The organism is Nostoc sp. C052 (assembly GCF_013393905.1).
In the GTDB taxonomy this organism is placed as follows: Bacteria; Cyanobacteriota; Cyanobacteriia; order Cyanobacteriales; family Nostocaceae; genus Nostoc.
The window spans coordinates 6973242-6988063 of record NZ_CP040272.1; the positions used below are offsets into that span (position 1 = coordinate 6973242).

General features: G+C 41.1%; 11 protein-coding genes. 9 read left to right on the forward strand and 2 right to left on the reverse strand.

Annotated features, from left to right (window positions below):
* The first annotated feature begins 470 nt into the window (after positions 1-470).
* Positions 471-1856: a PP2C family protein-serine/threonine phosphatase gene (locus FD723_RS28855; protein WP_179068413.1), complete on the forward strand. Its 1386-nt coding sequence runs from the start codon at positions 471-473 to the stop codon at positions 1854-1856.
* A gap of 592 nt (positions 1857-2448) precedes the next feature.
* Here FD723_RS28855 and FD723_RS28860 read toward each other — a convergent pair.
* A complete protein-coding gene (locus FD723_RS28860) occupies positions 2449-3732 on the reverse strand; it encodes an ankyrin repeat domain-containing protein (protein WP_179068414.1) in 1284 nt (427 codons plus the stop codon).
* Between the two features lie 275 nt (positions 3733-4007).
* On the opposite strand from FD723_RS28860, the gene FD723_RS28865 reads away from it, so the two are divergent.
* The 6 genes from FD723_RS28865 to FD723_RS28890 all read left to right on the forward strand — a co-directional run bounded on the left by FD723_RS28865 (position 4008) and on the right by FD723_RS28890 (position 8988).
* Positions 4008-4478, forward strand: a complete 471-nt coding sequence (locus FD723_RS28865; protein ID WP_179068415.1) for a DUF4079 domain-containing protein — start codon at positions 4008-4010, stop codon at positions 4476-4478.
* Positions 4479-4749: 271 nt separating this feature from the next.
* Positions 4750-5589, forward strand: coding sequence for an urease accessory protein UreD (locus FD723_RS28870; protein ID WP_179068416.1), 840 nt, complete (start codon positions 4750-4752; stop codon positions 5587-5589).
* A gap of 42 nt (positions 5590-5631) precedes the next feature.
* Positions 5632-5934 (forward strand): urease subunit gamma, encoded by a 303-nt coding sequence (gene ureA, locus FD723_RS28875; protein ID WP_179068417.1) that lies wholly within the window; start codon positions 5632-5634, stop codon positions 5932-5934.
* A gap of 14 nt (positions 5935-5948) precedes the next feature.
* On the forward strand, positions 5949-6254 hold the full coding sequence (locus FD723_RS28880) for an urease subunit beta (RefSeq protein WP_179068418.1): 306 nt from the start codon (positions 5949-5951) through the stop codon (positions 6252-6254).
* 61 nt (positions 6255-6315) lie between these two features.
* Positions 6316-8031, forward strand: coding sequence for an urease subunit alpha (ureC, locus tag FD723_RS28885; RefSeq protein ID WP_179068419.1), 1716 nt, complete (start codon positions 6316-6318; stop codon positions 8029-8031).
* Positions 8032-8034: 3 nt separating this feature from the next.
* A complete protein-coding gene (locus FD723_RS28890) occupies positions 8035-8988 on the forward strand; it encodes a transposase (protein ID WP_179068420.1) in 954 nt (317 codons plus the stop codon).
* 114 nt (positions 8989-9102) lie between these two features.
* Here the strand turns inward: FD723_RS28890 and FD723_RS28895 are convergent, their stop codons facing one another.
* The gene (locus tag FD723_RS28895) at positions 9103-11586 is read right to left on the reverse strand and encodes an NACHT domain-containing NTPase (protein WP_179068421.1); all 2484 of its coding nucleotides are present in this window, start codon (positions 11584-11586) and stop codon (positions 9103-9105) included.
* Positions 11587-12035: 449 nt separating this feature from the next.
* Here FD723_RS28895 and FD723_RS28905 point away from each other — a divergent pair, with 449 nt between their 5' ends.
* The gene (locus tag FD723_RS28905) at positions 12036-13175 is read left to right on the forward strand and encodes a hybrid sensor histidine kinase/response regulator (protein ID WP_179068422.1); all 1140 of its coding nucleotides are present in this window, start codon (positions 12036-12038) and stop codon (positions 13173-13175) included.
* 190 nt (positions 13176-13365) lie between these two features.
* Complete coding sequence (locus FD723_RS28910) at positions 13366-14748, forward strand: aldehyde dehydrogenase (RefSeq protein WP_179068423.1); 1383 nt, start codon at positions 13366-13368, stop codon at positions 14746-14748.
* The last annotated feature ends 74 nt before the right edge of the window (positions 14749-14822 follow it).

Sequence of the window (14822 nt, forward strand, 5' to 3'; positions counted from 1 at the left end):
AGTGCTGTTAGCGCAGCGTTAGCGAGGCACGAGCGTCACCCGAAGGGCTTGCCGCAGGGTATTGCGCCTACGTGTGTACCTCACGTGAATGAGAACCGCTATATACAAATTGTTGCTTCTGCTTAAGCAGTCACTCTGAAAGCGTTATAAATTATTCTTTGAATAAAGTATTTTTATGACTTTAGAGATATGCTTTGGAAATTAACTTATGAAAAGCTTTCTGAACGATCGCTGAAACTAGTAATTTTTATGGGTTGAGTTTGGACTACAAATACATGATTTTAAATGACTAAACATTTTATCAAAAATAGAATAAGCAAATAGAATACTGATGAAATTTGCCTGTTACGTCTTTATACTCTTGCTAAAATGACAAGTCTTGTCTAAATATGGTTTAGCAATGGCAAAGCCAAAAGATTTATAAGTAATCTAAAATCCGCCAATATTAAAGTGCAATAATACCCGTACCTGTGTCTCAACTTCCCTCTCAACCCACTGATAACAATAGTAGTGCCGCAACTGATGTCACACCAGTCGTGGCACTTAAAGAACTCGTGGCAAGGTTGCACCGGGAACAGAACAAAATTCAAGATTTGCTAAGTTCTTTAGGATTTGCCCTGAGAAGTTTCAATAATTTAAATCAGTTTTTGGAACTGATACCGCTGATGGCAACAAGGGTGACAGATGCAGATGGTAGTGCCCTGTTTCTCTATAAACCTAATGGTCAAGTTAGGTTAGAGCAGTTACATTGGCAAGATAGTCGCCAGCGAAAGAATATCCGCAAGGCGCTAGAAATAGCTAGCAGCCAAATCACACTTGTACCCAATGCTGCCCCTTTAGCAAATGCTACGGGAATTTTGGATGACCAAATGCATCGCTATTTGGGGCCAGATGTGCAAATTTTTGGTACAGCGATTCTGGTGAAGCATACAGAACGGGGATGGCTCTATGTCTTGAGTCGTGATCCAGAATATAGTTGGACGGAAACTAGGCAAAAGTTAGTTAGGTTAGTGGCAGACCAAACAGCAGTAGCGATCGAAAATGATGAACTAGCTGTAGAACTGAGAAAAAAAGAACGCCTAGACCAAGAATTAGAAATTGGCGCAGAAATTCAACGGCGACTTTTGCCACGTCAATGTCCTACAATCCCTGGCGCAGTTCTGGCGGCACGTTGTAAACCTGCCAATCGGGTTGGTGGAGACTACTACGATTTTATTGCTACCAGTAATAATAAGATTCAGCCCAAAATCAAAGCCAGTAAGGAAAATAGTCGCTGGGGTTTGGTAATTGGAGATGTCATGGGCAAAGGTGTCCCTGCGGGGCTGATTATGACGATGATGCGGGGAATGCTACGGGGAGAGGTGTTACATGGTAATTCTCCGGCTGGGATTTTGCAAAACTTAAATAGAGTTATGTATGCGGATTTGGAAAATTCCCACCGCTTTGTAACGCTATTTTATTCAGAATATAATCCTCATAGCCGAATTTTGTCTTATAGCAATGCGGCACACAATCCTCCTTTGTGGTGGCATGCAGCGACAAAAACTGTCAGCCGTTTAGATACTTTGGGAATGCTAATCGGTTTGGATGCTAACAGCCAATATGAAGATGCCCAGGTACAGTTAGAGCCTGGGGATACAATTATCTACTATACAGATGGTTTGACCGATGCTGCTGCCGCTGGTGGCGATCGCTTCGATGAAGATAATTTTGTCTCTAGCTTCAATACCGCTTGCAAGTACTGCAATGGGCCACAGGAGATTGTGGATTACCTTTTTGACCAAGTTCAGCAATTTATTGGTGATGACAGGCAAAACACTGATGATATGACATTAGTTGTTTTGCAAATTTCATAAGAGGAGGCAGGGGAAAAATTATGAATGAAAACTTTCCTTCTCTATGAGAAGCTGCGCCTAAGTTATGGTGACAGGAAATTCACTACAGTGATTCTACTAAATTTAATTTTTTATTTATTTTTTATTTATTTTTCCGTAGCGATCGCCTAAATAGTCTTACATCAGCCTTTTTTGGTGACTTGTTTGTATTTAGCCTTGAGGATGATACATAAAAAATGATCCTTAGAATACTTTTCTACTCAAGTAAAAACTATATATTTTGCACATCTAGCACAGTAGGAAACGTCAAGGGGGAGAGCAGGTAAAAGGTAAAAGGTACAAGGTAAAAAATAAAAGGTAAATTTACTTCTTCATTTTTGCTTTCTTTCTATCCTTGTGACACAAGCATTTAACCTGCTCCCTCTTGGCGTTTTAATTTTTCTTTTCTCCGCCGTAGCAAGTTCACAACAGTTACGACGGAGTTTTGCTTTTGTTTGTTTCTTCGGTCTAAACTTGGTTGTTTTAAACTTTCTTGGTATCAAGATTGTTTAATCTTCATTTAATGATTTGTCAAGATTTTTCTGAAAATATTTTAGATGAAAAATTGCGATAGTTATTCTTGCGCTCCAGCTTTTTGCAGATTCCGCACCACATTCTTATAACCATTAAATTCTGCAATCATCAAAGCCGTATAACCGCCCCGGTTTTTCAAATTTACATCTGCCCCAGCTTGCAGTAATAACTGCACAATTTCGTTATAACCTGCTGAGGCAGCCCACATTAATGATGTTGCCCTCGCTGAGTCTTGAAAATTTACATCTGCCCCCTTTGCTAGCAACAAACCTATAATCTCTGTGTGCTTGCGTTCGGTTGCCTTGATCAAAGCAGTTTTACTATCATCCCCCGGAATGTTGGCATCAGCACCGTAGTCTAGCAACACTTTCACTGTTTGGGTGTGTCCCTGTGATACCGCCAACGTTAAAGGTACTTCACCAAGATTTTTCCCATTAATATCTGCCCCAGAATACAGCAATGCCTCGACAATTTGGCTATGTCCCTGTAATGCTGCTACAAGCAGTGGTGTATCACCCAGGTGGTTCCTAATTTGGACATCTGCGCCCCTGTTAAGTAAAACTTTTACGACATCAATGTAGCCTTCCACAACGGCAAGATGTAGGGCAGTTTCACCATCTTGGTCTTGGAGATTAATCTCGGCACCTACGTCCAGTAAAGCTGATGCGATCGCACTGTGTCCAGCAGCGGCGGCGGCTGATAGGGCAGTTCCACCATCAGGGTTGTTCGCATTCACGTCAGCCCCTACTGCTAACAATGCTTCCACAATCTTCAGATATCCCAAGTCTGCTGCCAGCATTAAGAGTGTCTCGCCCTCCTCATCTGGGATATTGACATCGACACCAGTTTGGAGAATTGCTTCTAGAACTTCTATTTTTCCCTGCTTAACAGCGAGTTTCAATGCCGTATCATCATCTTTATCGGCGATATTAACTTGGGCACCAGCAGCTAATAAAACTCTCACTACATCGATATGACCTTTGAGGACTGCTGCCATTAAAGCTGTGCTGCCATCTTCATTCGTGGCATTGACATCAGCACCTCTGGATAGTAAAAGCTGCACAATGTCAAGTTGTTTGGCACTAGCCGCCAACATCAAAGCCGTCAAACCATAGAGTTTTCTGGGCAAGTTGATATTTGCGCCAGCATCCAGAAGCGATCGCACAATTTCGGTATAACCTAAATTAGCAGCAAACATTAACGCTGTGGTGCCTTGGCGATCGCACGCGTCCACCGCCGCACCAGCAGCCAGCAGCGCACACAGCCCCTTGATATCACCACTTTTAGCAGCTTTTAGCAGCAAAGTATCGTTGTTTTCAGTCATGAATGAGATCCCACGCTGGGGGTTTTGTTGTATCCCCTCAAAATTTAGTCTGAGATTGTTTATCCACTTTGGCAAGGGGGTTATGCAATTCAAAATTCAAAATTGCAGTCTTGGCAAGCATTTTATCTCTTTACTGGATGCAAATTAAAGTAAGTGAGGCTTTACTCTTGTCTTCTGTCCTGATTCCTCAACCTCTTTTAATTTGAGCAACATTAGGCACACAAAATAGAGTTATGCTAATTTTTATGAAGATTTAAGAATTAGGCGAGAACACAATGAGTCTAGAACTTTCTGCGTCGGTGAAATATTGGTTGAACTTCTTCCATCCGGTGCTGATGTGGGCGCTATTAGCATTCTCAATTTATGCCGCCTACTTAGGGCTGCAAGTACAGCGTACCAGAAATGCTCAGGGAGAAGAAAAGAAAGAACTGATTAAAGGTAGATATAACGTCAGACACTACCAAATCGGGTCTATACTCCTAGCTTTGATGGTGACAGGTGCGATCGGTGGGATGGCTGTCACTTACATCAATAATGGTAAATTGTTTGTCCAGCCTCACCTGTTAGCAGGACTGGCTATGACAAGTCTAATAGCATTTTCTGCTGCTTTGTCCCCCTATATGCAGAAAGGGGCAAATTGGGCGCGTGCAACTCACATTTTGATAAATTTCACCCTTTTGGGACTTTTTGCTTGGCAGGCTGTTACTGGTGTGCAAATTGTCCAAAGAATTCTTACTAAAGCATAGTTAAGTAGTTAGGAATCATGTGAAGCCTAGTAGGTAATGTGGTAATAAAAAACTCCATCCCCTTGTGGTGGAGTTTTTGGTTATGGAAAATGGGGAAGAATTAACAAAGATATTTAGAAATCGATTGCCCAAAAAATTATAGCTGCAAATGCTGATTATGTTTTGAGCCTTAAAGATAATCACCCCACACTGCACCAACAAGTAAAGAATAAATTGCAGATAATGCATTAAATAAATGTAAAGTATCTGAACTTTAATCTTGAATTTATAAATGACCTGCAATTCACAAATACCAGAAGGTTGGCATGGCAAACTTAATTTAGTCTATGCCGATCGCCAGGGTAAAACCCAATTAATTTACAATCACCAACAAGCGCCACTGAAGGTACAACGCCCATTCTATCCAGAAGGGGAAAAAGTTTGTCATAGCGTAATTTTACACACAGCTGGGGGAATGGTGGGAGGCGATCGCTTATCCTCTAATATCCATCTCCAACCCCAAACCCAAGCTTTAATTACCACGGCGGCTGCAAGCAAAATATACCGCAGCAATGGCTTACAAGCTAGACAAAACATCCAGATGCAGGTTGATGCTGGTGCTTGTTTAGAATGGTTGCCGCAAGAGACAATTTTATTTAACGACGCGATTTATCGGCAAGATTTACGGGTAGAATTAGCAACCGGGGGCAGTTGGTTAGGCTGGGAAATTACCCGATTTGGTCGTAGTGCTAGAGGAGAAAAATTCTTGCAAGGAGAATGGCGATCGCACACGGAAATATGGCAGCAAGGTGTTCCCTTATGGATTGATCGCCAATACTTACCCGGTAGCGAAGACATTTTCCACACTCCTCACGGCTTGGCTGGAAAACCAATCGTAGGTAGTCTAGTTTGGGTTGGTGGCGCAGTTTCAGGAGAAATTGTCGAAAAAATGCGAAATTTATGGGATGGGCAGGGGGAAGCGGGTGTTAGCAGGTTACAACATGGATTATTGTGTCGATATCGCGGTGCTTCTACATCTGAGGTGAGAAACTGGTTTATTGATGTTTGGCAATTGCTGCGAGTTTCTTTTTTGAATCGTGGTAATTGTATACCAAGAGTGTGGCAGCTTTGAACGAACCACGAAGGCGCGAAGGACGCGAAGGAAGAGATAAGAATGCAACTTACGCCGCAGGAAAAAGATAAGCTATTAATTTTTACTGCTGCTTTATTAGCAGAAAGACGTAAAGTAAGGGGTTTAAAACTGAATTATCCTGAAGCAGTTGCTTATATTTCTGCTGCCATTTTAGAAGGGGCAAGAGATGGGCAAACTGTAGCTGAATTAATGAGTTATGGTACAACTCTATTGACACGGGATGATGTGATGGAAGGGATACCAGAAATGGTGCATGAAGTGCAGGTAGAAGCAACTTTTCCTGATGGCACAAAGTTAGTGACAGTACATAATCCAATTCGTTAATTTTTGAATTAATTATGATTCCTGGAGAAATTATCACACCAGCAGGTGAAATTGAACTAAATGTTGGTCGTCCAACTATAAAATTACAAGTGTCAAATACAGGCGATCGCCCTATACAAGTCGGTTCCCACTATCACTTTTATGAAGTTAACAACGCCTTAAACTTTGACAGAGAACAAGCGCGAGGAATGCGTCTCGATATCCCCGCTGGAACCGCAGTCCGCTTTGAACCAGGCGATGAAAAAGAAATAACTCTGGTCTCCCTCGTTGGTACTCGCCAAGTCTACGGCTTCAACGCCAAAATTAACGGAAACCTCTAAAAACCTCCGCGTACCTCTGCGCTTCCCTCCACGTCCCTTTGCGTTAAAAAAAGGATTTTATATGCCTTACAGAATGGATCGCCGTGCCTACGCCGAAACTTATGGCCCCACAGTAGGCGATCGCATCCGACTTGCAGACACAGAATTATTTATTGAAGTTGAACAAGATTTCACCACCTACGGCGATGAAGTGAAATTTGGCGGCGGTAAAGTCATCCGCGATGGGATGGGACAATCCCCTATTTCTAACGCCGATGGTGCTGTAGATTTAGTAATTACTAATGCCTTAATTCTCGATTGGTGGGGTATTGTCAAAGCAGATATCGGCATTAAAGATGGCAAGATTTTCAAAATTGGTAAAGCCGGAAATCCTTATATTCAAAATAATGTAGATATTATTATCGGCCCTGGAACCGAAGCCTTAGCCGGTGAAGGAATGATTCTCACTGCTGGCGGTATTGATGCCCATATTCATTTTATTTGTCCCCAACAGATTGAAGTTGCGATCGCTTCCGGGATTACCACCATGATCGGCGGCGGTACTGGCCCTGCCACAGGTACAAATGCCACTACCTGCACCCCCGGTCCTTGGAATATTTACCGAATGTTGCAAGCTGCTGATGCTTTTCCTGTCAACTTAGGCTTTTTGGGCAAAGGTAACGCCAGTCAACCTCAAGGACTTGTAGAACAAGTAGCCGCCGGTGCAATGGGGTTAAAACTACATGAAGACTGGGGAACTACACCCGCAGCAATTGATACTTGCCTCAGCGTTGCTGACGAATATGATGTGCAAGTAGCGATTCATACTGATACCCTGAACGAAGCCGGATTTGTCGAAGATACGATCGCCGCTTTCAAGAATCGTACCATCCACACCTACCACACCGAAGGCGCAGGTGGCGGACATGCACCAGATATCATCAAAGTCTGTGGACAAGCCAACGTTCTGCCATCTTCTACCAATCCCACACGTCCCTACACCCTCAACACCTTAGATGAACACCTGGATATGTTGATGGTATGCCATCACCTTGACCCAGCGATCGCTGAAGATGTCGCTTTTGCCGAATCTCGCATCCGTCGGGAAACCATTGCTGCGGAGGACATTTTGCACGACTTAGGCGCATTTAGCATGATTTCTTCCGACTCCCAGGCAATGGGAAGGGTAGGCGAAGTGATAATTCGCACCTGGCAGACATCTCACAAAATGAAGGTGCAACGGGGAAGTCTTAACCCAGAAGGAACAGAGCAAAAAGCAGATAATTTTCGGGCAAAAAGGTATGTTGCTAAGTATACGATTAACCCTGCGATCGCTCACGGAATTGCTCAATATGTGGGTTCAGTAGAAGAGGGAAAATTAGCAGATTTATGTTTGTGGCGTCCTGCATTTTTTGGCGTGAAACCAGAGATAGTGATTAAAGGCGGAATGATTGCATGGGCGCAAATGGGCGATGCTAACGCCAGTATTCCTACACCGCAACCAGTGTATATGCGGCCGATGTTTGGTAGTTTTGCTGGGGCGCGTCATGCCACATCATTAACTTTTGTTTCTCAAGCAGCTTTAGAGAAAGAAATTCCCAGCCAGCTAGGTTTACAAAAAGCAGCAGTTGCCGTTTCTGGGACACGCCAATTGAGTAAGCGGGATATGAAGCTAAATGATGCACTACCCCACATTGAAGTAGATCCAGAAACATACCAAGTTAGGGCAGATGGTGAGTTGCTGATTTGTGAACCTGCGACAGTTTTACCAATGGCACAGAGGTACTTTTTGTTTTAATTCATGACCGAGCAACTTACTGATTACGATAGTCCTTGGAAAGAAGTTATTGAGCTATATTTTCCCCGCTTTTTGGAATTCTTTTTCACCCAAGCTTATGCCGAAATCGACTGGACGCGACCTTATGAATTTCTGGACACAGAACTGCAACAACTAGAACCGGATGCAGAAATTGGGCGGCGTTTGGTCGATAAAGTTGCAAAAGTTTGGCTACTGGATGGAGAAGAAGCTTGGGTATTGGTTCATGTGGAAGTCCAAGGGCAATATGACAGCCAATTTGCCGAACGGATGTACACATATAATTACCGCTTATTTGACCGTCATAAAAAGCGAGTCATCAGTTTAGCAGTGTTAGCAGATGAACAAGCGAATTGGCGATCTTCCAGCTACAGCTATCAACTGGGCGGATGTCGCGTCAGCTTAGAGTTTCCTGTGGCGAAACTGTTGGACTATGAGCAAAGGTGGGAAACCTTAGAGCAAACAACCAACCCCTTTGGTGTAATTGTGATGGCGCATCTCAAGACCAAAGCAACGCAACGAAACCCAGAAAATCGGCTACAGTGGAAACTAAGCCTAGTCAGACGGCTGTATGAACGGGGATATAGCCGAGAAGATATTCGGGAACTATTTGGGTTTATCGACTGGATAATGGTTTTGCCAAAAGAGTTGGCACTTAGTTTTAAAACAGAAGTAAGAAGTTACGAGGAGGCAGATAGAATGCGGTACGTAACTAGTATTGAAAGGCTAGCAAAAGAAGAAGGAATTGTCGAAACTGCGAGAGAAAGCATCATTACAGTCCTAGAAACTCGATTTGGAGAAGTGCCAAGCTCCATTGTCGAAGTTATCAATAGGATAGAAGAACCATCTGTGCTAAAAATGCTTCACAAAAGTGCGATCGCAATTCCTTCCACAGCAGAATTCCAGCAAGTTTTAGATAATCTCAACTCTGGGGAATGAGCATAGTGGCTGGTTGCCAGATGTCCGTTGTTTTATGATAAGGAATGGTTTCTTCTTTCCTTGTTGCACACTCCGTTTCATCAGAAAATGTGGAAAAAACTTTCAAATGCAAAATTAGAAAATATCTTTGTTATTTTCCGTTTCTAATTTACTTATTGGTAATAGCAAGTTATGCTCAATTTCTTGTCTAAGTTTCTCACTAATATTACAATCGCTGTCTAAGCAGTTTACCAGGAGTTTGTTACTATTATAATACTGCTTTAGTAGTTTAGCTTGTCTATCACTGAACTGCCAGTTATGACCAATATTACGATGTTCAATCATTAAAGCTATTAACTGCTCAGTCCAGACTTGACTATTTTTCTCCCACCATTTTCCAAATCCTTCTAGTTCTTCAAATAGGTTTTCCCATTCTGGTATTGCCTCATTAAGTTTATCTCTTAATAACTGCAATGCCGTCTTCAATTCTGATTGAAAAGAAGAAGCTAAATCTATAGCATTTATAAGAAAATCATCAATATCAGCTATATTACACCAAGCATCATCCCGAGCAACTAACGCTTGTCCACGAGATGATTTATCAATAGTTTCATCAAGAATATCAGTAGCATCAAGACCTTGAAAAAAAGCGTTAGCTAAGTCATCACTAAGAACAAGAGTATTTGTGAGAGCATGATTGAGTAACCAATCTATCTCTATATCATCTAAAGTATCTTCTGAATCCCATCCAAGAGCATTATCTAAATCATATAAAGTATTTCCTGAATCCCCTTCAAGAATATTATCTAATTTATTTTGTTCACTATTTAAGGTCATTTCAAAATATAATGCTCTTATAGCTGCTGGCTTGTAAAAAGATTCAAATGAACTAGATTTATGAGCAAGCCATTCTAAAAGATGCTGTAATTTTTCATCGGAAGCGGCTAATTTATCAACTTCTCGCTTCATTAACAATGCTAAACTATCTGCTTTTTCCATAACTCCAGCAGTTAGTAAAAACACCTCCTGCCACCGTTTTTCAGTGATATGTTGTACTAACTTTTCATACGCTAAAGTAGATACGATTTTTCTAGCACAGAAATACTCTTGAAAAGTCAGATGTGAAAAAGAATAAATTCCTTTTGCTCTTTCTACCAGTAAACCATGCTGGGCTTCAATAGATTTCAAAACAGCTTCGCTATCAAGTTTAAAAACTTCTGGTTCTAAATTAGCAACTTGTAAATTACTGATAAACTCGGCAATATATGCCTCTACAGTTTTTTGTTTAAAGAAATAGTCTTTCTGCTCAAAGGTAGTAAAAGCAATCTCGCTGAGTAAATCTTCTTTATAGTCCAACGATAAATTTTGATAAACTTGATTACGCTCAATATTACGTTTAGCATCCCATTTCTTAAGCAATATATCCAACCCTTCTTTATAAAGTTCTGAACGGTTTGCTGGAAAATCTTCGTTTTCCTCAAATACCAAACACAGCAAGGTCAGCAATAGTGGATTAGTTGCCAGATCAAAAATCCGTTTGTTGGCTTGTAGTTTTTCAATAAATCTTTTAGCTTTCACTTGGCAGTTTAAGCGGAACCAGTTGTGAGCAAAAATAGCAATCTGTTCTTCGTCAAAATCTGCCACTTCCACTTCAGTAAACTGTTCAAAGGTGTATTCTTTGGCAGCTATCCGACAGGTTATAACAAATTGATTGGTGTGGAACTGTTCGGAAATCTTCCGAGTTTGCCATAAAATACGCTTTGTATCCTCTTCTCTAACTTCATCCAGACCATCCAGTAAAACCAAAAATTTACCCTGTCTCAACAGTTGCTCTGTTTTCACACTGCTATTGTGGATACCACAGATAAATAATTGTTGAGTAATGTACTGGAGAATATCTAGCTGTTTAGGGTCTTGTGCGAAGTCCTTGAGGATGATAAATACGGGAACTCGGTTTGTCAAAAATTGCCCTTCGATGCAGTGCATTGCTAAATACTTCAAAAATGTAGTCTTTCCCGCGCCCGGTTTACCTAAAACCATTAGTTTTTTGTGATGCTGCACTGCTTGAAGCCCTGGTACTCGCTTCTCACTGGCTTCGTGAAATCCAAAATGAGCAAAGTCCTCCCGATCCAACTTTGGCGACAGTTGCTCAATTTTCACTCGCCTGCGTTTTGTGGTTTTCTCCAGAATGTTGACGTTAGTATAGATACCTCGCTCTCCAGTTAGCTCGATAGGTTGATCCATATCCAGTACGCGCATCGTTCCACACTTTTCTTTGATGCTGGGTTTAACCTGTTCGCGGATTTCTTGAACTAAAGCATCAATATCATCCTCTGCAACGTCAGCAGTTGATCTACCAGAAGGTTTCTGCTGGGAATATCGCTTTTGCAGATACTCCCGCAAACGGGTTTCTTTCACAGGCCCGCTGCCACTGATACTGAACTTCTTGTAAATACCTGTCAGGCAACTACTTAGATTGCTCTCAGAGATGTGAAATGCTTGTGTAACTTCAACTCGGCTCTTGCTATTACCAAAGATTTCCACAAAAACTGCCTTTTCTCTATTTGACAATTCGCTGTATTGCTCTAGTTGTGTAAAGAAGTCTTTTGGTAACGACATATACCTATTGTAAAATCGGCTTCAAGTTCAGTTTAGCGTGCCGTGTGTTTCAAGCGAATTACGGCAAGTCAATGTAAGTCACTACAAGTCAAATAAATAACTACAAAACAAAATTGCGACATTTAACTCAGTCAAGCAACTGAGGCGATCGCAATGTTAGAAATATTAATTACTCTGATTCTCAAGAAATCTATTGAAGTTATCCTAGTGCTATTGCTGAAAAAAATCTGGGCATGGCTGCTGAGGGATGAAAGCTTCCAATGTCTCAACCACTTTCTGAAAATGCAGATTCTTATACTCTATCTTGATTGGATTTTGCTCAAAACATCTCTAAAGTCTCTGCCTGAGCCAACAAAAGAGAACGATTCACACACATATAGCTAGACAAATTGTTACAAATACAGCTAGTCTTATCAAAAATTTACTTTTACCCCATACCTTGCATCTATATGACTTCACAATCTTTTCGTTCTGACAAAATTTTAGTTGTTGATGACTCTCCTGATAACGTGTTTTTGATCAAAACTATTTTGGAGGAAGAAGGTTACACAGTTAGCACCGCAGAAAATGGGATTTCGGCCTTGGCAGAATTGAAAGCTTCTGCTTGCGACTTGGTTCTGCTGGATCTGATGATGCCAGATATGGATGGGTACGAAGTCACCAAGCACATTCGTGGAGAGATGAAGTTGCCACAATATATCCCCATACTGCTAATAACTGCCCACGATGCGCCTAATGTCGCCCACGGATTAGACTTGGGTGCTGATGATTTTATCCGCAAACCTGTAACAGTAGATGAATTGCTGGCACGAGTGCGATCGCTCCTGCGCTTGAAGCATAGTATGGATGAACGTGATGAAATTGCCCGCCAGCGAGAAGATTTTGTCTCCCGCCTCACCCACGACTTACGCACTCCCTTGGTAGCCGCCGATCGCATGTTGATGCTATTTCAGCAAGGCGCTTTGGGAACATTATCAACGCAAATGCAGGAAGTAATCGCCATCATGGCCCGTAGCAATATCAACCTGCTTTCTATGGTCAATACTTTATTGGAAGTTTATCGTTTTGAAGCGGGTCGCAAAAGTTTAGCATTTCAAACAGTTAATCTGAGCCAATTGCTAGAAGAGGTAACTGGAGAATTATCACCCTTAGCTCAAGACAAAGCACTGTCGCTGAGTGTGGATTTTACCGAAGAATCAAACACAGTCATGGGCGATCGCTTAGAGTTACATCGTCTATTTACAAATCTTATCGGTAATGCGATCAAATTTACCGACTCTGGTTCTGTGACTATTCGTTTTACTTCTCAACGCCAGTCCGACAACAGTAGTCAATCTCAGTTATCTGGAAAGTCCAATTCTGTTGACTATATTAGAATTGAAATAGCGGATACAGGCCCAGGTATTCCTCCTGAAGAACTAGCCACGATCTTTGAACGATTTCGCCAAGGCAACCATAAGAGTTCTGGTAGTGGCTTAGGACTGTACCTTGCTCGTCGAATCGTTGAGGCACATCAAGGCATTATTCTGCTTAATTCTGAGTTGGGCAAAGGTAGTGTATTTATTGTGCTTCTACCCACCAAAATCTGAGAAAAGTAGTAATTGTAAATTATGAATTGTAGAGCTTTTTATCCTGAAAATTCATAATTTATAATTACTATTATTTACCAATAAAAGTTAAATATTTCCATTATAAAATCCAACACTAAAATTGACGATTTTAGTATGGTTTGTCTAACAACATTAGCATTAAGTAAATAGTTTTTGAGAGGACAAAATAATGATTACTACTGAATTATCTAACGTTGGCAATATTCTCCATAATCAGCGAGAGTTTTTTCAAACCGGAAAAACTAAAGATGTAAATTTTCGCATTGAACAACTTCAAAATCTTAAGCAAGCAATCATTAAGTATGAAAAGTCAATAGTCGAGGCATTACAAGCAGATTTACATAAACCAGAAGTTGAGACTTACATTACAGAAATCAGCGTAGTTAAAGAAATTGATTACACTATAAAACATCTTCAAAACTGGAGTAAGCCCAAAAAAGCAGCGGTTTCTTGGGACTTTTTTTCATACTCAGCAAAAATTTATCCAGAACCGTTAGGGGTTGTCTTAATTATTGGGCCTTGGAACTATCCATTTCAGTTAATTATCTCACCGTTAATAGGTGCGATCGCAGCCGGTAACTGTGCAATTATCAAACCTTCAGAAATTGCTTCTCATACTTCCCATATCATTGCTGAAATTATTGCCAAACATTTTGATCCTGCTTATATTGCAGTGGTTGAGGGAGGTGTGGAAGCAAGTCAAAAACTACTTGCAGAAAAGTTTGACCATATCTTTTTTACTGGTGGTACAGCCGTCGGCAAAATCATTATGTCAGCAGCGGCCAAATATCTCACCCCAGTGACTTTAGAATTAGGTGGCAAAAGTCCTTGTATCGTAGATACTGACATTAATCTGGAACACACTGTTAGACGAATCACTTGGGGCAAATTTATTAATGCTGGACAAACTTGTGTCGCCCCTGACTATCTTTTAGTCAATAAAAAAATCAAAAAAGATTTAATAGATGGTCTGGAAAAAAACTTAAAGGAATTTTATGGCGATAATCCGATAAACAGCCCCGATTATGCCAGGATTATTAGTGAAAAACACTTTGATCGATTGGTTAGCTTTCTCAAAGATGGAAAAGTTATCATCGGTGGAAAAACTCAACCTTCAGAGCGTTATATCGCCCCAACAGTGATTGATAATGTCTCCTTAGAAGATTCGGTAATGCAGGAAGAAATTTTTGGGCCGATTCTACCCATCATTGAATATACTGACATTGCAGAAGCGATCGCCTTGATTAACTCTAGACCCAAACCATTGGCGTTATACTTATTTTCTCAAGACAAAAACCTGCAAAAGCGAGTTTTACAGCAAACTTCCTCTGGTGGAGTCTGTATTAACGACACAGTTATGCAGGTTGGTGTCTCATCTTTACCATTTGGTGGAGTAGGAGATAGCGGTATTGGTAACTATCATGGTAAAGCTAGTTTTGACACATTTTCCCATAAAAAAAGTGTGTTGCAAAACTCTTTCTGGCTTGATTTAAAATGGCGTTACGCTCCATATCAGGGCAAATTGCCCTTCATAAAGAAACTTCTAGGTTAGAAGTTATCGAACAGAATTCAGTAGTCAGGAGTCAGAATTCAGAATGAATTTTGTACGATTGGCGGTGCTTCGCA

Coding starts and splice junctions, on each gene's coding strand:
- FD723_RS28860 (WP_179068414.1), bottom strand. CDS start 3,732: ATGACTGAAAACAACGATACTTTGCTGCTAAAAGCTGCTAAAAGTGGT.
- FD723_RS28865 (WP_179068415.1), top strand. CDS start 4,008: ATGAGTCTAGAACTTTCTGCGTCGGTGAAATATTGGTTGAACTTCTTC.
- FD723_RS28870 (WP_179068416.1), top strand. CDS start 4,750: ATGACCTGCAATTCACAAATACCAGAAGGTTGGCATGGCAAACTTAAT.
- ureA (WP_179068417.1), top strand. CDS start 5,632: ATGCAACTTACGCCGCAGGAAAAAGATAAGCTATTAATTTTTACTGCT.
- FD723_RS28880 (WP_179068418.1), top strand. CDS start 5,949: ATGATTCCTGGAGAAATTATCACACCAGCAGGTGAAATTGAACTAAAT.
- ureC (WP_179068419.1), top strand. CDS start 6,316: ATGCCTTACAGAATGGATCGCCGTGCCTACGCCGAAACTTATGGCCCC.
- FD723_RS28890 (WP_179068420.1), top strand. CDS start 8,035: ATGACCGAGCAACTTACTGATTACGATAGTCCTTGGAAAGAAGTTATT.
- FD723_RS28895 (WP_179068421.1), bottom strand. CDS start 11,586: ATGTCGTTACCAAAAGACTTCTTTACACAACTAGAGCAATACAGCGAA.
- FD723_RS28905 (WP_179068422.1), top strand. CDS start 12,036: ATGACTTCACAATCTTTTCGTTCTGACAAAATTTTAGTTGTTGATGAC.
- FD723_RS28910 (WP_179068423.1), top strand. CDS start 13,366: ATGATTACTACTGAATTATCTAACGTTGGCAATATTCTCCATAATCAG.